Origin of the sequence: Flavobacterium sp. (assembly GCF_036405015.1) — a bacterium.
In the GTDB taxonomy this organism is placed as follows: Bacteria; Bacteroidota; Bacteroidia; order Flavobacteriales; family Flavobacteriaceae; genus Flavobacterium.
Genome location: NZ_DASWYK010000016.1, coordinates 19,501 through 44,627, shown reverse-complemented (window position 1 = coordinate 44,627; position 25,127 = coordinate 19,501). Strand labels below are relative to the sequence as shown.

29 protein-coding genes and 1 tRNA gene are annotated in these 25,127 nt (G+C 32.8%); 12 read left to right on the top strand and 18 right to left on the bottom strand.

The annotated features are described in order from the left end of the window. The first annotated feature begins 60 nt into the window (after positions 1–60). The 4 genes from VGE71_RS01760 to VGE71_RS01745 are packed head-to-tail and all read left to right on the top strand — an operon-like array spanning position 61 to position 783. A complete protein-coding gene (locus VGE71_RS01760; protein ID WP_331136760.1) occupies positions 61–201 on the top strand; it encodes an rSAM-modified peptide in 141 nt (46 codons plus the stop codon). A 53-nt stretch (positions 202–254) separates the two neighbouring features. Continuing rightward, on the top strand, positions 255–395 hold the full coding sequence (locus tag VGE71_RS01755) for an rSAM-modified peptide (protein ID WP_331136759.1): 141 nt from the start codon (positions 255–257) through the stop codon (positions 393–395). Positions 396–449: 54 nt separating this feature from the next. Then, positions 450–590, top strand: coding sequence for an rSAM-modified peptide (locus VGE71_RS01750; protein WP_331136758.1), 141 nt, complete (start codon positions 450–452; stop codon positions 588–590). A gap of 52 nt (positions 591–642) precedes the next feature. After that, the gene (locus VGE71_RS01745; RefSeq protein WP_331136757.1) at positions 643–783 is read left to right on the top strand and encodes an rSAM-modified peptide; all 141 of its coding nucleotides are present in this window, start codon (positions 643–645) and stop codon (positions 781–783) included. 11 nt (positions 784–794) lie between these two features. Here VGE71_RS01745 and VGE71_RS01740 read toward each other — a convergent pair whose 3' ends face one another. Then, positions 795–2,567: an AraC family transcriptional regulator gene (locus tag VGE71_RS01740; protein ID WP_331136756.1), complete on the bottom strand. Its 1,773-nt coding sequence runs from the start codon at positions 2,565–2,567 to the stop codon at positions 795–797. Between the two features lie 165 nt (positions 2,568–2,732). On the opposite strand from VGE71_RS01740, the gene VGE71_RS01735 reads away from it, so the two are divergent. The 3 genes from VGE71_RS01735 to VGE71_RS01725 all read left to right on the top strand — a co-directional run bounded on the left by VGE71_RS01735 (position 2,733) and on the right by VGE71_RS01725 (position 5,608). After that, positions 2,733–3,911 carry an acyl-CoA dehydrogenase family protein gene (locus VGE71_RS01735; RefSeq protein WP_144215928.1) on the top strand — a complete coding sequence of 393 codons (1,179 nt, stop codon included), beginning with the start codon at positions 2,733–2,735 and terminating at the stop codon, positions 3,909–3,911. 90 nt (positions 3,912–4,001) lie between these two features. After that, entirely contained in the window at positions 4,002–4,784 is a 783-nt protein-coding gene (locus VGE71_RS01730; protein WP_331136755.1) for a DUF3050 domain-containing protein, read from the top strand. 65 nt (positions 4,785–4,849) lie between these two features. After that, positions 4,850–5,608, top strand: a complete 759-nt coding sequence (locus tag VGE71_RS01725; protein ID WP_331136754.1) for an SGNH/GDSL hydrolase family protein — start codon at positions 4,850–4,852, stop codon at positions 5,606–5,608. A 143-nt stretch (positions 5,609–5,751) separates the two neighbouring features. On the opposite strand, the gene VGE71_RS01720 is transcribed toward VGE71_RS01725, so the two are convergent. The 9 genes from VGE71_RS01720 to VGE71_RS01680 all read right to left on the bottom strand — a co-directional run bounded on the left by VGE71_RS01720 (position 5,752) and on the right by VGE71_RS01680 (position 13,123). Next, entirely contained in the window at positions 5,752–6,771 is a 1,020-nt protein-coding gene (locus tag VGE71_RS01720; RefSeq protein ID WP_331136753.1) for a hypothetical protein, read from the bottom strand. Next, positions 6,749–8,377 carry an NAD(P)/FAD-dependent oxidoreductase gene (locus VGE71_RS01715; RefSeq protein ID WP_331136752.1) on the bottom strand — a complete coding sequence of 543 codons (1,629 nt, stop codon included), beginning with the start codon at positions 8,375–8,377 and terminating at the stop codon, positions 6,749–6,751. The genes VGE71_RS01720 and VGE71_RS01715 overlap by 23 nt, the downstream gene beginning before the upstream one ends. Further along, the gene (locus VGE71_RS01710) at positions 8,352–9,872 is read right to left on the bottom strand and encodes a polyamine aminopropyltransferase (protein WP_331136751.1); all 1,521 of its coding nucleotides are present in this window, start codon (positions 9,870–9,872) and stop codon (positions 8,352–8,354) included. The genes VGE71_RS01715 and VGE71_RS01710 overlap by 26 nt, the downstream gene beginning before the upstream one ends. Beyond that, complete coding sequence (locus VGE71_RS01705) at positions 9,865–10,080, bottom strand: DUF350 domain-containing protein (protein ID WP_223707051.1); 216 nt, start codon at positions 10,078–10,080, stop codon at positions 9,865–9,867. Before VGE71_RS01705 ends, VGE71_RS01710 begins: the two co-directional genes overlap by 8 nt. A gap of 13 nt (positions 10,081–10,093) precedes the next feature. Then, positions 10,094–10,279 (bottom strand): hypothetical protein, encoded by a 186-nt coding sequence (locus VGE71_RS01700; protein WP_331136750.1) that lies wholly within the window; start codon positions 10,277–10,279, stop codon positions 10,094–10,096. Between the two features lie 6 nt (positions 10,280–10,285). Next, positions 10,286–11,512 carry a DUF4178 domain-containing protein gene (locus VGE71_RS01695; RefSeq protein WP_331136749.1) on the bottom strand — a complete coding sequence of 409 codons (1,227 nt, stop codon included), beginning with the start codon at positions 11,510–11,512 and terminating at the stop codon, positions 10,286–10,288. A gap of 3 nt (positions 11,513–11,515) precedes the next feature. Continuing rightward, the gene (locus VGE71_RS01690; RefSeq protein WP_331136748.1) at positions 11,516–11,878 is read right to left on the bottom strand and encodes an S-adenosylmethionine decarboxylase; all 363 of its coding nucleotides are present in this window, start codon (positions 11,876–11,878) and stop codon (positions 11,516–11,518) included. Between the two features lie 334 nt (positions 11,879–12,212). Further along, positions 12,213–12,548 (bottom strand): hypothetical protein, encoded by a 336-nt coding sequence (locus VGE71_RS01685; protein ID WP_331136747.1) that lies wholly within the window; start codon positions 12,546–12,548, stop codon positions 12,213–12,215. After that, positions 12,548–13,123 (bottom strand): hypothetical protein, encoded by a 576-nt coding sequence (locus tag VGE71_RS01680; RefSeq protein ID WP_331136746.1) that lies wholly within the window; start codon positions 13,121–13,123, stop codon positions 12,548–12,550. The genes VGE71_RS01685 and VGE71_RS01680 overlap by 1 nt, the downstream gene beginning before the upstream one ends. Before the next feature lie 160 nt (positions 13,124–13,283). On the opposite strand from VGE71_RS01680, the gene VGE71_RS01675 reads away from it, so the two are divergent. Both VGE71_RS01675 and VGE71_RS01670 read left to right on the top strand, forming a co-directional pair. Continuing rightward, entirely contained in the window at positions 13,284–13,703 is a 420-nt protein-coding gene (locus tag VGE71_RS01675; protein ID WP_331136745.1) for a helix-turn-helix transcriptional regulator, read from the top strand. Between the two features lie 267 nt (positions 13,704–13,970). Further along, the gene (locus VGE71_RS01670; RefSeq protein WP_331136744.1) at positions 13,971–14,414 is read left to right on the top strand and encodes a hypothetical protein; all 444 of its coding nucleotides are present in this window, start codon (positions 13,971–13,973) and stop codon (positions 14,412–14,414) included. Between the two features lie 59 nt (positions 14,415–14,473). Here VGE71_RS01670 and VGE71_RS01665 read toward each other — a convergent pair. Beyond that, positions 14,474–14,560 (bottom strand) — tRNA-Ser (locus tag VGE71_RS01665). 49 nt (positions 14,561–14,609) lie between these two features. Beyond that, the gene (locus VGE71_RS01660; RefSeq protein WP_331136743.1) at positions 14,610–15,491 is read right to left on the bottom strand and encodes a LysR family transcriptional regulator; all 882 of its coding nucleotides are present in this window, start codon (positions 15,489–15,491) and stop codon (positions 14,610–14,612) included. A 91-nt stretch (positions 15,492–15,582) separates the two neighbouring features. On the opposite strand from VGE71_RS01660, the gene VGE71_RS01655 reads away from it, so the two are divergent. Beyond that, positions 15,583–16,824 (top strand): MFS transporter, encoded by a 1,242-nt coding sequence (locus VGE71_RS01655; RefSeq protein WP_331136742.1) that lies wholly within the window; start codon positions 15,583–15,585, stop codon positions 16,822–16,824. 219 nt (positions 16,825–17,043) lie between these two features. On the opposite strand, the gene VGE71_RS01650 is transcribed toward VGE71_RS01655, so the two are convergent. The 6 genes from VGE71_RS01650 to VGE71_RS01625 all read right to left on the bottom strand — a co-directional run bounded on the left by VGE71_RS01650 (position 17,044) and on the right by VGE71_RS01625 (position 23,426). Next, positions 17,044–18,072, bottom strand: coding sequence for an asparaginase (locus VGE71_RS01650; RefSeq protein ID WP_331136741.1), 1,029 nt, complete (start codon positions 18,070–18,072; stop codon positions 17,044–17,046). Beyond that, on the bottom strand, positions 18,062–19,198 hold the full coding sequence (locus VGE71_RS01645; protein WP_144215964.1) for a 1-acyl-sn-glycerol-3-phosphate acyltransferase: 1,137 nt from the start codon (positions 19,196–19,198) through the stop codon (positions 18,062–18,064). The genes VGE71_RS01650 and VGE71_RS01645 overlap by 11 nt, the downstream gene beginning before the upstream one ends. Before the next feature lie 64 nt (positions 19,199–19,262). Beyond that, positions 19,263–20,042 carry a TatD family hydrolase gene (locus tag VGE71_RS01640; RefSeq protein ID WP_331136740.1) on the bottom strand — a complete coding sequence of 260 codons (780 nt, stop codon included), beginning with the start codon at positions 20,040–20,042 and terminating at the stop codon, positions 19,263–19,265. Positions 20,043–20,328: 286 nt separating this feature from the next. Continuing rightward, on the bottom strand, positions 20,329–21,981 hold the full coding sequence (locus VGE71_RS01635; protein WP_144215966.1) for a S41 family peptidase: 1,653 nt from the start codon (positions 21,979–21,981) through the stop codon (positions 20,329–20,331). 132 nt (positions 21,982–22,113) lie between these two features. Further along, a complete protein-coding gene (locus VGE71_RS01630) occupies positions 22,114–22,839 on the bottom strand; it encodes a tetratricopeptide repeat protein (protein ID WP_331136739.1) in 726 nt (241 codons plus the stop codon). 2 nt (positions 22,840–22,841) lie between these two features. Then, a complete protein-coding gene (locus VGE71_RS01625) occupies positions 22,842–23,426 on the bottom strand; it encodes a sigma-70 family RNA polymerase sigma factor (protein WP_331136738.1) in 585 nt (194 codons plus the stop codon). A 130-nt stretch (positions 23,427–23,556) separates the two neighbouring features. Here VGE71_RS01625 and VGE71_RS01620 point away from each other — a divergent pair, with 130 nt between their 5' ends. Both VGE71_RS01620 and VGE71_RS01615 read left to right on the top strand, forming a co-directional pair. Continuing rightward, positions 23,557–23,856 (top strand): hypothetical protein, encoded by a 300-nt coding sequence (locus tag VGE71_RS01620; protein ID WP_144219789.1) that lies wholly within the window; start codon positions 23,557–23,559, stop codon positions 23,854–23,856. Between the two features lie 190 nt (positions 23,857–24,046). Beyond that, the gene (locus VGE71_RS01615; protein ID WP_331136737.1) at positions 24,047–25,018 is read left to right on the top strand and encodes a hypothetical protein; all 972 of its coding nucleotides are present in this window, start codon (positions 24,047–24,049) and stop codon (positions 25,016–25,018) included. The last annotated feature ends 109 nt before the right edge of the window (positions 25,019–25,127 follow it).

The following is a 25,127-nucleotide window of genomic DNA, read 5'->3' as shown; positions in this document are numbered from 1 at the left end:
CGGTTAATCACCAATTGAAATAAAAACATAAAGAAAATCTCATCCAAAAAAATTTAAATCATGAAAACTAAAATATTCACATTCAAAGATTTCCAAACAGAAACAATTTCTAGAAAAGAGCAAAAAATAATTATTGGCGGTGGAAATGATACCGATCCTAATGATCCAAGAAAAAACAATGGCGGAAACGGAAACGGTTAATCACCAATTGAAATAAAAACATAAAGAAAATCTCATCCAAAAAAATTTAAATCATGAAAACTAAAATATTCACATTCAAAGATTTCCAAACAGAAACAATTTCTAGAAAAGAGCAAAAAACAATTATTGGCGGTGGTGACGATATAGATCCTAATGACCCAAGAAAAAATAATGGTGGAAACGGAAACGGTTAATCACCAATTGAAATAAAAACATAAAGAAAATCTCATCCAAAAAAATTAAAATCCATGAAAACTAAAATATTCACATTCAAAGATTTCCAAGCAGAAACAATCTCTAGAAAAGAGCAAAAAACAATTATTGGCGGTGGTGACGACATAGATCCTAATGATCCAAGAAAAAACAATGGTGGAAACGGAAACGGTTAATTACCAATCGAAAGAAAACTTACTGAAAAGCTAATCCAAAAAATTTAAAATCATGAAAACTAAAATATTCACATTCAAAGATTTCCAAACAGAAACAATCTCTAAAAAAGAGCAAAAAACAATTATTGGCGGTGGTGACGACATAGATCCTAATGATCCAAGAAAAAACAATGGTGGAAACGGAAATCCTTGATTTTTTCTTACCTATATATTATTCGCAAATTGAGCTGGAGATACTCCAGTTCTTTTGCGAAATGATTTTGCAAAAGAAACAGCATTTTTAAACCCTACACTTTCAGCAATAGCCTGGGTTGAATATTTTCTATACAGATGATTCGTAATCATTTGATTAATTACATAATTTATTTTTAATTCGTTAGAGTATTCTCCAAAAGATTTTCCAAATCTTTTATTTACTACGTAAGACAAATAAGTCGTGTTGGTTTTTATTTTCTTAGCAGCGTACGAAAGCGTAAAATCTGCATTGAGGTATTCTAATTTTTCTTCAAGTGCTAATAATTTCTCTACGATTTTATTTTCTTTAGCCTCGTCAATACTCAAATTAGCATTTTCTTTTTTGAGCTGAACATCTTCAAGTTCAGCAATTTCAACTACAGGTATTTCCTGTTGTGTTTTCTCAATTTCAGCTTTTTCAAGTTCTTTTTTCTCCAGATTTGCTTTAAATTCTTCTATTAAAGCATTCATTTTCTTCTGAGCTTTATTTTTATCTCTAATATTTTTAATCAGGAAGAAGATAATTCCTATTACAAGAATTACGTAAAATATTTTTAAAGCTTTATTCCAGAATACCTCATATTTATACTTTTCTTGTACACTTAACATTTCATCACTTAAGTCAGCTGTACCAAGTTTATAGTTAACATCCAGAGCTTCTTCTCTCATATTTCCTTCATATTTTTCATATGAATCCAAATATAATTTGGAGTGTTTGTAGGCAAGTTCTGGTTCGTTCTTAATACTATAAATTTTTGCCTGAATATAATTTGACTTAAAATAGCTATTATCAATAGTTTTGTTTTTTACACTAATAGAATCTACCTTTTTTAAGAAAATAAGTGCTCTGTCATATTTTTTAAGAGAATAATACAGATCTCCCAAATTATAACTTGCGATCTGAAACAACGATTCGTTATTGGTTTGCTTAGAATAAAATGAGATATCGTAATAGATCTTTTCGGCACTATCAAAATCTTTTTTAAACAGATAGATGTTTCCTAAGCTTAATTTGGAAGTAATTTTATTATCAATAAATTTATCAGAATAAGAGATTGCTTTTTTATAAAAATATTCGGCAGAGTCTAAAAGTTCAACTTTATCTCTGTTTTTGGAATAATATCCTTCATAACAGTTACCTAAATTGGTATAAGTATTACTTTTTGAATTCTGAAACTGCTCTTTTTCATAGAGATTTTCATTTTTGTCCAAAAAAGCATCATTCTGTCTTAAAATTTTAATTGATAATTGATAATTTCCAACACCTTCATTTAGTAATGCAATATTGGCTTTAAATTTTACAATCTGAATTACATCATTAATCTTGGTCGATAATTTAATTCCTTCCTGATAATTACTAAGAGCTTTACCATAGTTACCACGTTTCCAATAAGTCAATCCTCTGTAATTACATATATAAGAATGAAGTTTTGTTTTCCTATCCGATTCCGGAATTTTCTGTAAATGCTTTAATGCCTCTTCATATCTGTGATCAGACTTAACTACGTCACCTTTTAATTGATATAAATAGGATCCAGCAGAATAAGCAAATGCTAGTCGCTCCTCATTTTTTGATTGGTATAATTTTTCAAGATATGACAATCCCTCATCGAAATCTCCATTTATGGCGAAGCGAATCTTATCTTGCAGATCTAAATACTCCTGTTCAGTAAGCTCTTTTGTAGGTTGAGCCATACTAGTATTAAGTACGAATAAAAATAAAAAAGAGATGATCAGCCTCATTTAATTTAGTTTTGGTATTCAAAAATAGTCTATAAATTATCAATAAACTACAATTTATTTGCCAAATTCCTATTAATTTTATTTTTGACATAAATAAATATAACAAAATAACATGTATTTGTTATATTTTTATTGTGTAAATTTGTTTTGTTAAAAATTAAAAACATGAAACCAGACCTATTTCAATCTCCAGATTACTATAACTTAGACGATTTACTATCCGATGAACATAAATTGGTTCGCGAATCTGCTCGTGCGTGGGTAAAAAAAGAAGTTTCTCCTATAATAGAAGAATATGCTCAAAAAGCTGAATTCCCGAAACAAATTATTAAAGGTCTCGGAGAAATTGGTGGTTTTGGACCGTATATTCCAGTTGAATATGGCGGCGCAGGATTAGATCAAATTTCTTACGGTTTAATCATGCAGGAAATCGAAAGAGGTGATTCTGGTGTTCGATCTACGTCATCTGTCCAATCTTCATTAGTTATGTATCCAATTTGGAAATATGGAAATGAAGAACAAAGAATGAAATACCTTCCAAAACTGGCAACAGGAGAATTTATTGGTTGTTTTGGTTTAACCGAACCAGATCACGGTTCTGATCCTGGAAGTATGATTACCAATTTTAAAGATATGGGAGATCATTATCTTTTAAATGGTGCCAAAATGTGGATTTCAAATGCACCTTTTGCTGATATTGCTATTGTCTGGGCTAAAAATGAAGAAGGAAGAATTCACGGTTTAATTGTAGAGCGTGGTATGGAAGGTTTTACAACTCCAGAAACACACAATAAATGGTCACTTCGCGCCTCTGCAACCGGCGAATTAATTTTCGATAATGTAAAAGTACCAAAAGAAAATCTTTTACCAAATAAATCTGGTCTTGGAGCTCCACTTGGTTGTTTAGATTCAGCTCGTTACGGAATTGCCTGGGGAGCAATTGGTGCCGCAATGGATTGTTATGATACGGCTTTAAGATATTCTAAAGAAAGAATTCAGTTTGGAAAACCAATTGGAGGAACACAATTACAGCAAAAAAAATTAGCCGAAATGATTACCGAAATCACAAAAGCACAATTATTAACCTGGCGTTTAGGTGTTTTGAGAAACGAAGGCAAAGCTACAACTGCACAAATTTCGATGGCAAAACGCAACAACGTAAACATGGCAATTAACATCGCTCGTGAAGCCAGACAAATGCTCGGAGGTATGGGAATTACTGGCGAATACTCAATTATGCGCCACATGATGAACCTTGAAAGTGTTATTACTTACGAAGGAACTCATGACATACATTTATTGATTACCGGAATGGATGTAACCGGAATTCCAGCATTTAAATAATTGATAATTATTAAAATATATACAAAATCAATCTAAAAAGCTTCTTCTAACAAAGAAGCTTTTTATCTTTGCATCAAAATTTTTCCAAAAATGAATATCGAAACGATAAACAAAAGCATCCAACCACAAAAAGACCAACTATTAAACCATTCTTTATACAATAAGATTCAAAGCATAGACGACCTGCATAGTTTTCTTGAAACCCACGTTTTTGCAGTTTGGGATTTTATGTCTTTATTAAAAGCATTACAAGCCAAACTTACTTGTACTACAACACCTTGGTTTGCTACTAAAAATCCAGATACACGATATTTAATCAACGAAATTGTTCTTGCAGAAGAAACCGATTTAACATTGGACGGAAGAAGACAAAGCCATTACGAAATGTATCTAGAAGCAATGGAAGCTTGTGGCGCCAATACAACCGGAATTTTAAGTTTCTTATCAGAAGTACATTCTCTTCATAATATATTTGTTGCTATTAAACAAAGTCCAATGCAACCAAATGTAAAAGCTTTCCTTGATTTTACTTTTAGAGTAATCGAAGAAGGAAAACCACACGAAATTGCAGCAGCCTTTACTTTTGGAAGAGAAGATTTGATTCCGAGTATGTTTACTCAAATTCTGAAAAATTTCCAGAAAAACCTTCCAGAAACCGATTTGACAAAATTATTATACTATTTTGAAAGACATATCGAACTGGATGCTGATGAACACGGACCAATGGCCATGCAAATGATCACAGAATTATGTGAAGATGATGCACAAAAATGGAAAGAAGTAGAAGAAGTTTCTATTCTTGCCCTAGAAAAACGTATCGGACTTTGGAATGCCATCGAAGAAGATATCTTGATGAAAACCGAAATGGTTTAAAATCCAAAACAACATATTTCACGTAACTATTTGTTTAAAGCGACCTCAATTAATTTAAACAAATTATGAAATCAGAGTTTAAACAAATAGTTACTATTATCCTTTCTGTGTTTCTTCTGAGCTGTAATTCAGACGAAAATACTCCTGCGCCTGTTACAACTACTCCACCTGTTACAAACCCGCCTGTAACGCCAAATCCTCCCATTGCAACTTCTATAAATTATTTAGCCTTAGGAGACAGTTATACAATTGGCCAAAGCGTTTGTGCTACCTGTCGTTTTCCCGAACAACTCAAAACAAGTTTGACCGCAATGTATTCCAGTACTATTTCGCTCAAAATAATTGCTACAACGGGCTGGACAACAGCTGATTTACTTTCGGCAATCGAATCTCAAAAACCAGAATCTAATTATGATTTGGTAACGCTTTTAATTGGCGTCAATAATCAATATCAGCACAAAAACTTTTCTCTTTACGAGAAACAATTCCCCGAATTGGTCAACAAAGCCATTATGCTTGCAAAAGGTGACAAAAAAAATGTTGTGGTAATTTCTATTCCAGATTACGCTTACACACCTTACGGAAAAAGTCTTGCTGGAGATCAAAGCAACAAAATTTCGGCAGAAATTACCCAATACAATAATTTTGCAGAAAACTACTGTAACAACAATCAAATTGCATTTGTATCGATTACAGAAATAACCCGCGAAGGACTTAATAATCCAAGTTTGGTGGCATCAGACGGTTTGCATCCTTCCGAAAACGCATATAAAATGTTTGTTGATAAAATGATGCCGAAAATTAGAACAGCTTTACAAAATTAATTTTCAGCAGCAGAAGATTCATTTTCAAAACAACGTTTACTCCCGCTATTCGCTATATCTTTTGTGTTGAACCCCAACACAAAAGGATATCGCTCCTATCGGGGCTAGATTGGAAGTTTTGATTTTTATTAGAAGTAAAAACATCACTTTTTAGATTTCCAGATAAAACCATCCAATAAATAATGTGTAAACTGAGGAACCGTCAGCAAAGGAACCAATAAAATCTGCCAGCTCGAAAAATCAAAATTCGTCACGCTGATGTTTTCATTCCAGACAAAAAGCTCCCAAAGAAATTCTTCCGAAAAGGCAATTATTAAAAGAATTCCAATGTAAATCAAGAGTCCTTTACATTGTTTTAAAAAAGACAAACGCCCCAATTCTACTTCCGATTTCCCGTCAATTTCTTTAAAATAAACCAAAGCCATGTATGGAATTCCATGCGAAACTACATTCAGTAAAGTAAAAATCAAATCGTCATTAAAATAAACGATTCCGAAATACCAAGACAGCGCAGTTCCCAAAATAATACTGTTCTTCGGGATATTAAAAAAGCGATTTTGAATGGATTTCACAACAGTATAAACTACATACAAAATCAAAATTGCAATATAAATCCAAAACAGAATTTCTAAAATCAATTGATTTTCAAACCTAAAAAACTCATTTTCTACAAACCAGTTGAACTTTCGCTTTGACGAAAAAAACCAATACAGCATTGGAAATCCCGTTGAAGCATAAATCGCTAAATTATCAATCCAAACCGAGATTTTGGTTTTTACTTCTTTTCTCGCATACAATCTCATGAATCCGTATTGCTGTCTGATGAAATGAAAAACAGCGACGTAAGCCAAAAACGACCAAAATACTAAACTTCCAAAGGAGAAAAGCACAATTCCGATAACAAAACAAAAAAGAGGCAAAAGAATCAATCTGCGTTTCTGTTTCTGAAATTCATCGGCAACAAAATACGTTTTGAATAATGTCGCATAAACGTGTGCTACATCAATAAAAACAATCAGGAAAAGCCATGTGTAAAAAGAATAATTTCCCTCAATTTCAGTAATATAATCCTGAAAAATAAAGATAATCGCCAATACAAAAAACGAGGGCCAGATGATAAAAGTTAAATCGGTTTTGGCTTTATGAATCCACGGTTGTTCCATCTAAAATCTCATTTACAATATTAATTCCTTGATGAAAAGCTTCTTCAAAAATAGAAATGCCAGATAAATCGGTATGCGCGAAATAAATCTTCTTTTCAATATTTTGTTTGGCTTGTTTCTTTGCTTCACCAAAAATAAATCCTGGCGCAGGCGAAATCATTCCGTGACCTAAAAGAAAAACTTCAATATCTTCTGTATATTCTTCAATATCGGGATGCGCGATTTTTAAATCATTTAGAACAAATTGTTTCCAATATTCTTTGTCTTTTTTATAAAGTTCTTTTCTGGTTTTCCTTAAATCTCCAGATGAAAAACTATAATAATACGTAATCACTTTTTTATCCTGAACCTGATTTACAGTCTGATGCTGATCGTAAACATAACCCAAACCTTTGGCATCGTAAATGACATTATCCCACGAAAGTGGAAAACTAAAATTATCGGATAAATCATTGACAATCAAAGTCGCTAAGAGCCAAGGCGTATAATGAAAATCTTTTATAAACGTTTTTCGATCTGGAATCAAATATTGATTTACAAATTGTGGTGAAGCCATAATTACTTTATCAGCAACAATTTCAACAGACGTTTTTGTTGCATCGTCAAAAGCTTTTGCCACCACTTTTTGATTTTCAATTTTCACTTCATAAACCAAATGATTCTGCAATGATTTATCTTTAGTATATTTTTTCAGATGAGTTGCCAAGCGGGCATTTCCTTCGGCCCAAGTCAAAACGCTATCATGTTTTTCGGGTGTACTATCTTGCTTTCTTCCTGCAAAATAATGAATTCCAGCCCAAGCCGAAACGTATTCAATTCCTAAACCGAAATCGTCTTTACAGCAATAATCGATATAATTAAACAGCGGCTCAGAAGTAAAATGATTGTCTTGAAACCATTGTTTCATTGTGATTTTATCTAAAGATCTAGTCTTTTCATCTTTTGAAGAAAGGTACATCGGAATATCAAATAAATACTTTTGATCTTCTCCTTTAGAAGTTCTAAAAACATCCATTTGTTTGAAGAATTTATTAAACTCCAAATCATCCGAAATTAAATTTCCTTCTTTTGGCACTACGCCTTCCTGCCAATTGTTTTTGTAAAACAAACGTTCATCTGGTGCAAAAGTCAATTGCAATTCATCAAAAATGGGAAATCCTTTTTCGTTGTAACCCAGAATTATTTTTTCTTCTTCTAAAAATTGAAGCAATTCTTTGTCCTGAAAATTCGGCAAAGGCAAATAATGCGCACCCAAAGGATATTTCGAATATTTGTTTTCTCCGTTTGAAGAATTTCCTCCCAAATGATTTTCCAATTCTACCATTAAAAAATCTGAAATTCCTCTTTTTTGAAATTGTCGAGCTGCACTCAAACCCGAAATTCCACCGCCAACAATCAAATACGGAATCTCAATTTGTTTCGTCGGTTTTGGAAAATCCTTGATCCATAAACGATGTCCGAGCAAATGTTTGGTTCCAGACAAACGAATCATTAGCACCGCAATTTTATCAGAACAAAACTGCAGAAACGGAATTAAAAGCAAAGAAGCTCCAACGCCTTTTATAAAATTTCTTCTGGATTTATTGCAATTTTCCCCACTCTTCATCAAAATAACGTACTAAAATCTGGTTGTCTAAACGATTAATTTCAACTTGATTCGAAATCATATCGTTGGTAAAATAATTGAAACGGTCAAATTGATAATTATAGAATTTCAATTTGTCTGCTTTTCGGTTTACGGAATTAAAAGTAGTTCCAAAACCATTTATGGCAAGCGTATAACCCCATTCTCCAAATGACGGAACATAGGCGTGATACGCATCGACCTGCGGAAAAACCTGCATCACGGTTTTATTGATACACCAAAAAGATTTTGGCGCAAAATAAGGCGAAGTAGTCTGAATTACGACCGCTGCATCTGGTTTTAAAATAGTTTTAATAGTCTCATAAAAATTCAGCGAATACAATTTCCCCAAACTATAATTGGACGGATCTGGAAAGTCGATTATCGCAACATCAAACTGCTCTTTACAGCTTTTTGCCCAAATGTAGGCGTCTGTATTGATTACGGTAACTTTAGGGTTGTTCAGCGAATTTTGATTGAAATTGGTTAAAACTGTATTTGTTTTAAACAACTTTGTCATTCCTTCGTCCAAATCGACTAAAGTTACTTTTTCAACGTCTTTATATTTCAAGATTTCACGAACTGCCAAACCATCACCTCCGCCCAAAACCAAAACATGTTTAACACTTTTTGCCATTGACATTGCGGGATGCACTAAAGCCTCGTGATAACGATATTCATCAGCCGAACTAAATTGTAAGTTGTTATTCAAATAAAGTCTGTAATCGCTCTTATTATGCGTTAAAACGATACGCTGATACGGTGTTGAATTGGTATAAATGATATTTTCTCCGTATAACTTTCCTTCTGAATACGCGAGAATGTCATTCGAAAAAACAAAAACTCCAAGCAATAATACAAATGAGAAAACGGCTTTTGCTTTCAAAAAATAAACGTTTTTTAATTCTCTTTTCAAAAGAAAACATAAAACGATCGCAATACTCACATTAATCATTCCGAAGAAAAGAGAAGTTCCCATGATTCCTAATTTCGGAACCAAAACCAACGGAAACAAGATTGAAGCCAATAATGCTCCGATATAATCAAATGTAAAAACATTCGAAACCAGATCTTTGAATTCGACTCTATCTTTTAAAATATTCATTAAAAGCGGAATCTCTAAACCAACTAAAAATCCGGTTACGAAAACAAATAAATATAAAATGAACTGAAATGACCCAACATTTTCAAATAATAGAAACAAAACCACCGAACTCAATCCTCCGATAAGTCCGACCAGAATTTCGATTTCTACAAATGTGTTGAGTAGATTTTTATGAAAAAACTTTGAAAAAAAAGAGCCAATACCCATCGAAAATAGGTACACGCCAATAATAAACGAAAATTGTTTTACCGAATCGCCTAATAAATAACTCGCCAGCGTTCCTGCAACCAATTCGTAAATTAGTCCGCAGGTGGCAATTATAAATACGGCAAAGAGTAAAAGAAATTCAAACCTAAGAAACTTTTTACCCATGAATTGCGGCACTAATAATCATGGAAATTCCAATGATAAACGCTGCCAAAACTATAGCAACAGCAACATTATTTTTTTCTACCACTTCTTTCCAGGTATTTTCTGGAGTCAGTTTTTCGATAATAAAATAACCAATTAGCAAGATCACAATCCCTAAAAGAGAATAAATAATTGAATTTACTATTGGCTGAGCGTGAATTAATTCCATATTGTTAAAGTTTTTATTTGTGGTAAAAATGATTATAAGATGCACGGCTTCCTGAGCTGGTTGGTCTGTATTTTTCTGTGGTTTCGCAATCGCAAATTCTATTTCCTGCAAGGGCAAAATAGATGTAAACGCCAAAACAAAAGAATCCAATTGCTAGCGGAGCCCAATTATTTGTAAAGAAATTAGAAATTCTATTCATAATTAATTATCCGTAAGTCGAGTAGGAACTATCCGCCCATCTCTTTTTTTCAAATTCGTTCCTAGCATATCGTATTATAAAATAAAGCACAACCATACCAATAATAACCAGCCAAACATTTCGGTTTGAAGGCTGATTCCATACTACACTTACATTCATTGTACTATTTGAAAGATCTTCGGGAGCTTTCATCGGCGTGATCGAAAGATGATATTTCCCCGCTTTTACACCACAGATATTAAATTTCTCAGACTGACTACCTTCTGTCCAAGATTCTCCATCAGAACTACCATAATAGTATTCTATATCTTTATTAGCATAAATTTCATTACCGTTGTCTTCGTTAATTAAAGCGATATTTAAGTTGGCCCATGAATTATTGACACCCGTCGAAACATTAATCGTCATAGGAGCCGAAGCGCCATTGAGCACAAACGATGGACTGGTCATTTCTTTTTGATCAAATTCGCTGAATTTAATAGTACTGTCAAAAACTTTTTGCTCCACCTGATCTCTATAAATATACCAGTTTGCGGTTAAAATCAGCAAGGCAAAGAAACAGAAAATAACAGCAGTATTGGTAAGATCAAATCTAGAAGGCTCAATCATTCCAGCTCCAGACTGATAGGGCATTGTTCTTTTAGGAAATGCTTTTTTGATGACACTTTTTCTCACATACTCGCCATGAAAAGCGGTCTCTACATTATTCATTTTTTCAATAGAAATAATATAGGGTGGGTTTATAAATTCGGCCAAATGAATTAATCTAGGTCGAAGTTCAAAATCAAAAAAACCTTGTGCATCTATAATTTGAGCATCTGAATGTTCGTATAAATCATATCTTTCATTATTATGATTTAGAACTTTAATGCCTTTTTTTAGTGTATCCATTTTTTCCATTTCGGTAAGCATCATCCAATGCCCATTCGAAACCGATAAATAAAGAAACTCTTTAGCTTCATTCTGTAGAATAAACTCATTCCAGGTAAAATCTGGATTCACTTTTTTCTTCAAAATACCTGTAACCTTGTATTCGCTTCCTTTCAAATACCCAATATCGCCAAGTTCTAGAGGATAATCTTGAAGTATATTAGTATATTTATTTCTTCTTCGAAATTGTCCCTCATCATCACGTACATATACGCTGTGACATTTAGGACAAACAAAATTTACTACTTCAAAACCAACCTCTAATTCGGTTTCTGTATTACAATCGTAACAAGGAATCTTCATCTCTTATCGGTTAATTTCAAAATCTTTAATAATTTCTGCTTCAAAATAAGCCACATAATCTGTCATTACGGCGCGTACTTTTGCCGAATTATCCTGAAGATAATTGCACAAATAAACATCTAAAGTAAGCTGATTGTATTCTGGCCAAGTGTGTATACAAATATGTGATTCTTTTAGGCAGTACGAAATCGTAAAACTATCATTTTCAAAGTCGTGAACCACTGCCCCAACCTTCTCAAGTTCGTATTTTTCTAAAATAGAATTCGTAACGGCAACAAAACCACTACTGTCAGTAAGTTTCGAAGTTTTGTCGACCTGTAAAGTAACCAGTTTATGCAATCCTGGCGAATAAGGAGGTAAATCCATCAAGTTATTTATATTACACAGGAGCCAAATATATATAATTTCTAGAATAAAATAATGTGGGAAACCGTATTTTGAGTATAACTTTTCAGCACTATCTTTTTGTTGTTTTCAATGTTTTTAGGACAAAATATATTCTGGTTTCTCTTTAATAAAAAACATAAATTAAATATTTCAACTGCTTAAAGATCGCGAAAGGCTTATCTTTGAAGATTCATCATTTACCAGCTGCGGTTTTGAATACAAAGGAATAAGTACTATAGAATGGACAAACGAATTACCTGAACATTATAAGGAAGGTTTTTTTAGTTTATTTGAGATCAGATTGTAGAAAATGCTATCGGTACTTTTCGAAATCAACCTCAACTTTTTTAAACCATTTCGAATTTTGCAATATCGAATTAATGCGGATTAAACCATCCTGATTATTTTCGGCCATTATAAAAGCAAAACCCCAAATGTCTTTTGAAAGTGTAAATTGTCCAATCTCAGAATCATAAGAGAGTAGAATTTCATCATTCATCCATAAATCTGAAACTTCTATAATTTTAGGCTGTATTTCGCTTATGGCTGAAACAAAATCTGGAACAAAAGATTCATTTTCTGCGCCATCGAAAACTTCAATCAAAAGATTTTCTGACTTATAACCGGGACGAAAATAGTAATGATACATTATTCTATTTTTTTATAATGAAATCCCAGATTGTAAGCAGATCCAGCCCAAAACATAAACAATACAGCACCAGAATTATCATAAGCATAATTCACCAAAAGTCCGTTATCTTTAGAAAGTCCGATTCTGGTTTTACGATTATCGTAACCGCCAGCAAGATATGGAACTCCATTGCGTTTTAGGTATTTATTATCCAAGTAGAAAAATCCGTTTTTTAGTTCGCCACCTACTTCGGCATTCTCCATTATTTCATTGTCTTTTTTAGTAATAAACTGCAGTAGGTTTTTATTCAAAAGTTTTACCTCAACACTATAAGAATCTGAATAATCGACTTTTGATTTTTCTGACTTTACGAAATAATTCAGGTTATATCTCGAGCGAGATTCCTGAGAATCTATGGTTTGAACATTTCCTTTTTCATCATACTTCAAGTCTGGAAACAGTTCGTATTTACCTTCCAGCTTTGATAAATCATTTTCTAATAAGGGAGATTTGTTATCCTTAACCATTTTATCTGAAAATGAAGCGCAGGAACAAAAAAGGAAAACCATTGTAAAACCAATTATTATTCTCATGAATTATTTGTTTACTACTTTAAAGATAATCTTTATTTCGATAAAAACTCATTCGAAAAGCGTTACTTTTGTTTAGAAAATGAAAACCGTATCTTACAAAAAAGAACCTGTTTTTTACTGAAATCTATTTTCTTTAAGAATTTTAAAATACCTTTGATTGATGAGCACAGCAACAAAACCATATCACATAGGACGCAAAATTAGCCGAATTCGTGAATTGAAAGACATGAAACAAGAGGCATTGGCGCAAGCTTTAGGAACAAATCAGCAAGCAATTTCTGCTATGGAAAACAGCGAAACCATAGACGACGAAAAACTGAAAGAAGTGGCAAAAGCACTTGGTGTTACTGTTGAAGCAATTAAAAACTTTTCTGAAGAAAATGTGATTAATTATTTTAATAATATCTACGATAATGAAATTAATGGAAGTATTGTTGCTCCGCAATCTAATCATTGTACATTCAATCCATTAGATAAATTGGTTGAAGTTTATGAGGAAAATAAAAAACTTTACGAACGTTTATTGCAAGCTGAAAAAGAAAAAAATGAATATCTGGAGAAATTGTTGAATGGAAAATAATTCCTAAAAATAATATGGAAAAGAGATCTTTTAGATCTCTTTTTTTATGCAAATCCACCAATAGAAAAAACTACTCATTAAATAGAGAGAATTTCTAAATTCAATCTATTGACGTTTTATTTCATTGCAAGTTCCCACACTATTTGATGTTCGAGAATTGATTTGACAAAATTTTAGACACAACAACGCAACCATTTCACCATATCGCTATCTCATTAAAATACAGCATATTATTTCTTTAATTTTGTAACCATCAAACCTAAATAAATGAAAAACCTAATTTTAATTGCAGCTATATTTTTATTTGTCGGCTGTTCAAACGACGACAACGATAAAACAACTGAAAATATTACATTTACATCAGTTGGACAAGGAGCTTTACGCGGTTCAACTATTAAACAACAGAATATAGTAATTAAAGATCTTATAACTTGGGAAGCTTTAAAGAAAAAAATGAATGAAACGGATAAGTATCATACTGAAGAGTCTCTAAAAGAAACTGATATAGATTTTTCTAAATTCCAACTTATTGTCGCCTTTTATAAGCAAAGTAATAGTGCAACCACGATAGATATTACTAAGGTCACAATGCGTTCTGGTAAAATTTTCATTAAAATAGAAAACCTACAATTAAGTGTGATCCAAAACGTTGCACAACCTTTTCATATCGTAAAAATTCCTAAATCTTCAAAAAAAATCGTTTTTGAATAGATTACAGAAAATTACAAGCATAAAAAAACCTCAGCGTAAACTGAGGTTTTTATTTTTAGCAGAAAGGAAGGGATTCGAACCCTCGATACAGTTACCCATATACTAGCTTTCCAGGCTAGCTCCTTAAACCACTCGGACACCTTTCTAATTTGGTCTGCAAATAACACAAAAAAAAATGAGTTTAACAAAGTAAATTTAAGATTCGTTTATGCTTTTTCTGAATTCTTCCATAAATAGTTTGACCGCTTTTTTTTGATAACCTCCGATCGTTAACATGTAAGAATCGCGCTTGGTCACAACTCCTGTAATCTGAATCGCTTTAAGACTATGTTCCCAACCTTTCAATGCCTTTTCTGCTACAATTGTTGCCCAGTCACTATTTTCTACCATTTGCAGCAAGGCATTAATCGAATTTAACTCTATAGAAATCTTCGGTTTCATATGATGTTTTGCAAACAATATTTCAACATATTCCCTAGAATTCGATCCTTTTCCGGGAAGAATCAATGGTACTTCTTCTATTTTTTTAAATGGCATTTTTTCTAAAACCGCTAAAGAATTTGTTTTAGCAACTGCCATTACCATATTGGATGTAAACAAAAACACTTTTTGAATTGGAGGCCCAATTTCATGCGACGAAATTACCAAAACCAAATCTAATTCATTTGCCAGTAATTTCTGTTCCAAAACTTCGGTTGTGCCATGTTCTACTATAATTCTTAGATTTTGGTAGGTTTTGGCGAACGTATTTACAACGGGTAAAATTAAAAGACCAAAAATATAGGTAACCCCAATTCTAAGTTCTCCGCCAATCATTTCGTTTAAATCTTCAATAGCCTGTTTTCCATTTTCGACATTTTCGACTACTTTTTTGGCATGAATTAAAAAAACAGAACCAGCTTCTGTCAATTGTACTTTTTTACCAATTCGCTTAAACAAAGGCATTCCGAGTTCTTCTTCCAGTTTTTTAATTTGCTGCGAAAGTCCCGATTGCGTCACAAAACACAATTCTGCCGCTTTGGTAAAGTGCAAAACTTCAGCGGTTTTAATAAAATATTCGAGTTGATAGATTTCCATATTGATAAGTTTTAATACTTATTATAAGTAAAATTATTAATTTTTCTAATGAAATCATAATCCCGACCTTTGTATCAAATAATTTCAAGTCATGTTTAAAGCGTTAAAATCAAAAAATTTCAAGTTATTTTTCTACGGTCAATCTGTTTCTGTTATTGGAACCTGGATGCAAAAAACGGCCGTAAGCTGGATGGTTTACAGTATAACAGGATCTGTTTTTTTGCTTGGATTAGCGACTTTTTTAAGTATGATTCCTTCTTTATTTCTGGCTCCATTAGCCGGAAGTATTATTGGTCGTTATGACAGACACAAAACCATGTTGTTTTTACAATCTCTTGCCATGCTTCAGGCAGGAACTTTGGCTTTGCTTATTTATCTTAAAATCTACAATATCAATTTTATTTTGGCTTTGAGTCTTATTCAGGGAATTATCAATGCTTTTGATATGACCTGTCGTCAGACCATGATGATTGATATTGTCGACAATAAAGAAAATCTTCCGAATGCAGTTGCACTTAACTCAACTTTGAACAATTTTGCACGTATCGCGGGTCCTGCGCTTGCCGGAATCATTCTGCACGAATATGGTGAAGATATTTGTTTTATTGGGAATTTCATTAGTTATGTTCCTGTTTTGATTTCATTAATGATGATGAAAATTACACCGCACATTAAAGCCGAAAACAAATTAAACATGCTGGACGATTTAGTTGAAGGTCTGGATTATGTAAAAAAAGAAACCGAAATGGCGAGAATGCTTTTAATGTTAACCTGCAGTAGTTTGTTTGTAATTTCGTTCAACACTTTGATGCCAGTTTTCGCCAAAGATATTTTTAGAGGAAATGCCGAAACTTTTAGCTGGTTTGAAAGCGCTGCCGGAATTGGTTCTGTTTTATCTGCCATTTATTTAGCCAATCTAAAATCTGCTGAAAACATGAGCAAATTGATGATTGCCGCAAGTTTACTTTTAGGTTTCAGCGTCATTATTCTAGCCATTTCAAGCAGCATAACAATTGCTCTAATCTGTATGACTTTAAGCGGAATCGGAATGATGGGACAAACCTCATCTATCAATATTTACATTCAAACACACAGTTCTGTTAATATGCGTTCCAGAAGTATTAGTTATTATATGATGGCGTATCAGGGAATGATTCCTGTTGGAAGTCTAATTATTGGGTATGTTTCTCACTCTCTTGGAGTAAGAGCTACCGTTGCCATTCAGGGAATTATTTGTATTATTTCTGTTGTTGTTTATGTGTATTATAAAAAACATAAAGCTTCAGATGAATTGGAGACTTGCCCTGTTCCTTACGGAAATTCCAAAAAATAAATTTCAAATTTTACTTTTTACTTTTTGAACCATATAAGTGATATAAGTTCATTTAATTAAACTGGTTATTTTGCAAATAAGAACTCGTTAATACAAACTGTACCCTTCAACTTTGTCAAAGTTTGAAACTTTGACAAAGTTCTAACCGCAAAGTATTTGGAATTTGGACCCGAGCGATAGCGAACAGGCGAAACAATTTAAAAAAATTGGAATTTAACTCTAAGAAATCTCCCCACGCAAAGCCGTTTCAAAAATCTCTTTAAAACCTTTTTGAGGAATATTATGACCTAGCAAATACATCAATTTTGTAATTGCTGCTTCTGTAGTAATATCTTTTCCAGAAATAACTCCAAGTGATTTTAAGGCTGTACTGGTTTCGTACTGTCCCATGTTTACGCTTCCACCTGAGCATTGTGTTACGTTTACAATGTGCATTCCCGATTTGATGGCTTTTTCTATTAAGTTTAAAAACCACTCTTCTGTTGGTGCATTTCCAGAACCGTAAGTTTCCAGAACAATTCCGCGTAAACCAGATGTAGCAAGGATTGAAGCCAAAACAATTTCGCTCATTCCAGGGAACATTTTAATAATCGCTACATGATTATCCAGCCTTTTGTGAACAATCAGTTTTGCATCTTTATTTATAGGTAGAAATAAATGTTTATTCAATTTTAAATGAACACCAGATTCTACTAATTCCGGATAATTGGGTGCTGTAAAAGCTCTAAAATGTTCTGCATTTACTTTAGAAGTTCGGTTTCCGCGATATAATTTGTATTCAAAATACAAACATACTTCGTTAATAACTGGTTTTCCATTTTCTAAAAGTGAAGCAATCTGAATCGCTGTAATCAGGTTTTCTTTTGCATCGGTACGCAAATCTCCAATTGGCAATTGCGAACCTGTAAATACTACTGGTTTTGATAAATTTTCCAGCATAAAACTCAATGCCGAAGCCGAATAGGACATAGTATCCGATCCGTGAAGCACTACAAATCCGTCGAAAGAAGCATAACTTTCTTCAATAATAGTGGCAATTTTAGTCCACATTTCAGGATTCATATTCGAAGAATCTATTGGATGTTCAAATGAAATCGATTCGATTTCGCAATCCAATTGTTTGATTTCTGGAATCTTCTGTATTAATTTACCGAAATTGAAAGCTTTAAGTGCGCCAGTCTCAAAGTCTTTACTCATACCGATAGTTCCTCCGGTATAAATCAGTAATATTTTAGCTTTAGATGACATCTTGGTATTTTAATTTATTGACAACAGGATTGGCATACATGGCCAAAAACCCTTGTCTTGTAATAGGGTTATCGCTTCCGATACGCATTTCTAAACGACGCTCAAAAAGTTGTTTTTCGCTCTCTTTGTATTTGTCAGCAAATTTATTTGTTTCGTTTAAAATATCGTATGCGATAAAGTTAGTCGGCCATAATTGATAGTTTTTCAAAATAACATCATCAATAGTCTGTGCCAAAGCCTGAACTTGTTTGTTTGCATTATCATTTTCAGCCACGATCTGATCGATTTCTGTATCTAAAACATCGCCTACTGAAATGTGTATTCTTTTTTTAGTTCCCATGATACCACTTATAATGGTCATGAAATCCTCGTTTTTATCTTTAACGTAAACTTCGTTATTGGCTTCTGCCATTAATTGTGGCATTTTCAACACGTCTGTTGGATCATATTCATAAGAAATAGAAACTGGAACAATTTTTAATTTCTTAAAATAAGTCATTAAATCTTCTTCATCAGAACCCATTCCGATCATTTTTAAAACTCCTGGATTGGTTTCGTCATTTCCGTCTTTCGTTCTTCCTTCTCTTTGCGCAATCCAAACCGAACGATTTTCGCGAAGCAATAACTGTCCCATATATTCTGCCAAAAGTTTAGAACTTTGAAGCATTTCTCTAGGTGTTAATCCTCGTAAAACCAAGAAGTTTCGGTTTAATTTGGCTAAAGTTGCTAAAAAGGCCTTTTGTACTAAATTATCTCCAATCGCAGAAGCTGTCATTACCAAACCATGTTCGAACAAACAAACATTTAATAATGTAGTATCTAAAAGAATATCTCTATGATTTGAGATAAATAAATAAGAAGTATTGGGTTCCAATTTTTCAAAACCTGAAGTCGTTAATCCTTCAGAGCTTTTTTCAAGCACTTTTTGAATGGTGTTATAAATAAAATTGCATTGGAAATCACGAATTGAGTGTGTTTTCTTTAATTGTTCCTTCCAAACCTCATCTTCCACATCCGGAAAAGTAAAGTTCATCATGGTTTTCATCATCGGATGATTGACAACACCATGAAGTGCTTCATTTATTTCGGAATCATAAAAAGGTCGAATGGCATCAAATCTCTGCATTATTTATATTGGTTTTAAGTGGGCAAAAGAACAAAAAAAAAATTAAAGTTTTGTAAGGCACAGGTTAAATCCCAAAAACGTCTTTGGAATTTTGAGTTGTAATTGTGGCGATTTCTTCTTCAGAAACACCATAAATACTGCTTAACTTGGCTATAACATTGACCAAATAACTGCTTTCGTTTCTTTTTCCTCTATATGGAATTGGGGCTAAATAAGGTGAATCTGTCTCCAGAACGATGTGTTTTAAATCAATTTCATTTAAAAACTGATCAATTTTTCCGTTCTTAAAAGTCACAACACCTCCGATTCCTAATTTCATATTGTAAGAAATTGCCTGTAATGCTTGTTCTAAAGTTCCGGAAAAACAATGAAAAATCCCAAATAAATCTTCAGATTTTTCTTCTTCTAATACTTCAAAGATTTCATCAAAAGCTTCACGGCAATGAATTACAATAGGCAATTTGTGTTGTTTTGCCAACTGAATTTGTCTTTTAAATGCGATTTGCTGCTCTTTTAAATGTGTTTTATCCCAATATAAATCGATCCCGATTTCGCCAACTGCATAGAATTTTCGTTTTGATAATTCAGTTTCTACATGTTGTAATTCTTCCAGATAATTATCTTTCACATAAGTAGGATGCAATCCCATCATTAAGAACACATTATCAGGATAATTTTTCTCTAAATCGTACATAGACTGAGTTGCCGCAGCATCTATTGCAGGAATAAAAAAACGGGTTACTCCAGCAGCAATGGCACGTTCCATCATTTCGTCACGATCCTGATCAAATTCTTCAGAATATAAATGCGTGTGAGTATCGGTAATTATGGGTGTTGAATTCAAGGCTTGTAATTTTAAAGTGGTCAAAATTACGACAATATTAAAAGAATACCAATTCCGGATGAAATGGAACGCTGATGAAAACGGATTTTTACTTTTTTGAGATGACTTAAAAACAAAAACCTTTGCCAAAGCTTAAAAACTTTGACAAAGGTTTACAAATTAAAAACTAAATTTTTGTCTTCTTGAAGAACGAAGAACCTCACAAGTAGCTTCGCAAAGAAAACCCCCATTTTTTCCGCAAATTAACTAGTGTGGTCCTTCGTTCTTCAGGATTACAAATTGTGCTTTACTTTCCTGTTTCTATATATAGCAAAGCCCGTTCCAAAACCTCATCTTTTCCTGCTTGAATTCCTTTTATTGTTGGTTTTACTTCAATATCGGGTACAATTCCTACACGTTGGGTTTGTCTACGATCCGGATAATAAACTCCAAGTCCCGTATATCTGGTATGAAATCCTTTGAAATCAATATCAATTGCATTTCCGTCTGTACCTGCGGTTTGACTTCCAATAATTGTAGTATTATCAGCAGTTTGAAAACACATCGCTGTCCATTCTGACTGACTAAAAGCGTCTTCATTAAGCAAAACAATTACTTTTCCTTTATAATTGTCTTTGTTTGCAAAACCCGCTTTTCGTCCTTCTATCCATTGATATTTCCCTGGATATTTTAAATATGGTTCGGTATAATCACAAAATTTCTTTTCCTCAGCGTTTAAAAAATCTGAAATCTCTTTCCAAGTATCATTCGGATAATTTCTCATATCAAAAACAATTGCTTTTGTCGATTTAAGCGCATCAATCATGTCTGGAATGTTTTTTGATTTTATTACACCCATATCAACATAACCAATATTATTATCGAGAAGTTTAAATTTATCTTTCTTTTTTAGCGCTCCTTTTTTAAATTCATTTCTGTGAGAATCATGATAATCAGACCATATCATTGCTCTTGTTTCGTACTTACCATCAGATAAAAATTCAACTTTAACATTCTCAGATTCGCTAGTCAAAATTCTCTTTACGGCTTTATCCAAATAAGACGACTCGTTTGATGCGCAAATTAAATTTCTCTTTTCTTCCGCAAGTTCTTTGATAGTTTTATCGTTGATTTTAGTAATTACAGTTCCTATTTTAATGTTATTTGCTTCAGCCAAACTATCTGCTAAAATCTCCGTAATAACCAATTTATCATCAATTATTTTACCTGTTGCTGGTAAATAACGTCCTGTAGTAATTCCGGTTTTAGGAAAATCTCCATAAAGCACAAATTCAACATGCGTGTCGTTAAGTTTAGTCGACAATTTTTTTAATACAATATAGAAATCATATTCAGTTGTAGCATTTCTGACTTCTGGCAATGCTTGTTCTAAACTCAAGTCCCATTTTTGATCCATTATATATTTATAAGGAAAATAATATTCAATTAAATTCCAGTACGCAAAAAGCATTAACAGTCTAGAATTCTTATTATTATAATCCAAATCAAAATAGTTTTTTAGTTTTTTAAAACCGTCAAAACCATAACCAAATTCTTCTTCATTTTGAAATCTATTGTCTTCAATAAATTTCAATTTTTTAGAAAGTTTTTTAGAAAAAAGTTTATTATTAAACCAGCTTAAATCGAAGTTTTTGTCGAAAAGTTCAACCTCTTTTGGAATAATAATTGGCGCAATTTCTTGTACTGGACCAAGTTCATCGATCCAATTTTCTAGAATTAATGAAAACTCTTCTTTGGTTTGCGCTTTTTCAATTTTAGGTAATTTCTCCAAAAGCTGATTGTCCCAATTGAATTCTCCGTTGGCTACTTTCGGATGGTAATATTTTAAGAAACCCCATACTTTACAGGTTGCAGTCAATTTTTCTACTTCAGTAATTTTTGAAGCACTAAAAATAGTTTGCGACAACATAACAAGAAAAACTACAACAGTTTTTTTCATTTAGATTTCTGGGTTAAGTTAATTTGCGTTTGGGGCAATTCTTTTAAAAAGAAAATCGAATTTAGAACTAAAATTCCAAATTCGATTGAGGTTTCCCGTATTAGAGCTAATTTTTTTTAAAAAAGTTGAAATTTATTCCAATTCTTCTAATAAATGTTCTACTTCATCGTAATCTTCATAATTCTGAGAAATGGTCTGTAAAACCTCTTTACATTCTTTATATTTTCCTTGTTTCAACTTAGATAAAGCCATATTCCACTTTGCTTTTTCTTTATAGACTGAATTTCCAGATTCTAACTCTTTAAAGATAGTTTCAGCTTTTACGTATTTGCTTACTTGCAGTAATGAAACACCATAGAAATATTTAATTTCTGGTGAATTATCTTCTTTCAAAATACTTTCAAAAAGCGGAATTGCTTTTTCATATCGTTTGCCATTGAAATCATTTTCAGCTTTCTTTAATGTCTCCTCAGAAACACCTCTTTCTGTAAAATAAGCACTTTCGGGATGATTGTAATCTTCAAAATTCGGATAATGATTATAATCAAAATAAAACAGTGCAAACATAATAGCCACTGAAGCCGCAACCGCCAGATACCAAGGCTTAAGCGAAACAACTTTTGTTTTCTTTTTGTTGAAATATTTATTGGAAATTCGAGTCAGATTTTCTTTAAAAACTTCGCGTTCCTGTTCGTGACTGAATTTATTTTCTAATTGAAAATGCATTTCTTTGAAACTTTCCAATGCCGATGCCAATTCTGGATCTTCGGCTAATTGTTTCTCTAAATTGCTTCTTTCATCAACGGATAGTTCGCCCTGAAGATATTGATCAAATAAGATATAGCGTTCTTCGTTCATGATTAATTATTTTTTAAAGAGTTAAAATTTTTCGCTTCCTGAATCCACTGCGTTAACTGGCCCACACATAACGATTTCTTTTTTCGAACATAACCGTAAGTTACATTGAGTTTTTCGGCCACTTCTTCCATAGATTTTAAACTGAAACTAAGTTTTAAAACTTCCTGACATTTCTCTCCCAGTTTTTGAAACATGGTATCAAAAAGCTTTTGTTTTTCGTCAAATTCTTCTGTTTGAGCAATTAGTTCGTGTGCAGATTCATTGATAGATACTACATTCTCGTAAATTGTTACCCCTTTGTTAGATGATTTTTTCAATTCGTTTAGCCATCGTCTTTTGCATAATAGGAAAAAGTAAGCATCAAATGGACAAGTCAAATGAAGTGTTTTGGCTTTCGCCTGATTAAAAAGCAAAATCATAATTTCCTGAATCACATCCTGCGCCTGATCTTTATCTCCCGAGTTGTTGGTAATAAACATTACCACTTTTGGAGCATACTTCTTATATATCATTTCGATTACAACCGAATCATTTGCGGCTAGTCCATCGATATATTTTTGGTCAGGATGAATTTTGTTTTGATCCATAGAAAGAAATTTTAATAGCTAATTTAAAAAAAGAATCTCAAAAAATTTTAAAACAATGGGTAACAATAATTCAGTCAATTGTATCTATCGAAACAAAAGTCTTTTAAAAACCTTTAAAAAATTAAAAGAAATGGAAAGTTACCAATTTGTAAATGAGAAAAATTTAGATCGTTTTTACGAAATAATCGCAGCCAAAACACGCAGTGGTTTTGTAATTACAGAACATAGTGAGAAACTCCCTTATGTAGTTTTATCGAAAGAAAAAAAAGCAATCAATCACGCACTGCATTTATTCATCAGCTGTATGACTTTAGGTTTTTGGCTGATTGTATGGATTTATCTTATTCTAAATTTCTCCCGCAAAAAAGACATTCTCGTTGCTGTTGATGAAGACGGAAATCTCTTTGAAGACAAATGTCTTTCGGCTTAAATAAAAAAAAATCAAAAGCAGGGTAACAATTTTTAAAGCCAATTGATATAACGATATAAAAGCCTTTAAAATTATTTTTTTGAAAACAGGGGTAACAAAACAAAACCCAAATTGATTTAATCCTATAATTAACAACCAAATCTGAAAACCACTTGAAACAATCAAGCCAGATTTATAAAAACTAGAAATTATGAAAACAAATTTTAGAAAAATCGGACTTTTAATAATAGCTATGACAATTTTCGCAAGCTGCGATAACAGCGACGGAGAAGACATCAAACTTTCTCCTCCAACAGCAGCCGCTTTTAAAAGCATCAGTGAAAAAGGCTTAAAAAGAAACACGCAAAATTTTACCATGACAGCGGGCAACGGAGTAGTAACTCTAACATCCGCAAAGGGTGTCAAGCTTTACATTAACGGAGACTGTTTAACCAAAAATGGGAATCCAGTAACGGGACAAGTTGATATTGAGTTTGTCGAACTTTTTGATAAAGGAAATATGCTTGTGACCAATAAACCAACAATGGGAATTACAGCAGACGGAAAGAAAAACTTGTTAATCTCAGGGGGTGAATTCTTCATCAAAGCAACTCAGGGGGGAGTCGAATTACAAACTTCATGCTACATGAACATGATTGTTCCAACGGCACTAACAAATGGTTTTGATAACTTAATGACTTTATGGACTGGAGTTATTGATGAAGATGGCGAACTAGCCTGGAAAGATGCTAGAGGCGCTGACGGAAAAGGTGGCGTACAAGGCGAAGGAAACAATTATTATGTAACTTTTGGCAACTTTGGATGGACAAACGTGGATCGTTTTTACAGTGATCCAAGACCAAAAACAACTATTCTGGTTGACGTTCCTGAAGGTTATGACAATACAAACAGTGCTGTTTACCTTTCTTATGATGGTGAAGGAACAAATGCTCTGGCTAAATTAGACACGTACACAGCTGAAGGTTTGTTTAGCGAACACTATGGACAAATCCCGATTGGATTAGCTTGTCACATCATTTTTGCAACCGAAGACAATGGAAACTGGCGTTATGCAATCAAAGGAGTAACCACAACAGCAAATGCCGTATATACCTTTAATCTTGCCGAAACAACAGTCGGTACCGAAGCTCAACTTGTTGCTGCAATTAATGCCATTCAGTAACTTACAAATGCTTTTTTTAAGAAAAAGTGGTGATTTGCTCATCACTTTTTTTTACATTTAATCCTGTTTGAAAGTTTGACTAAGAAATTTTTGAACCCAAAAACTGTCT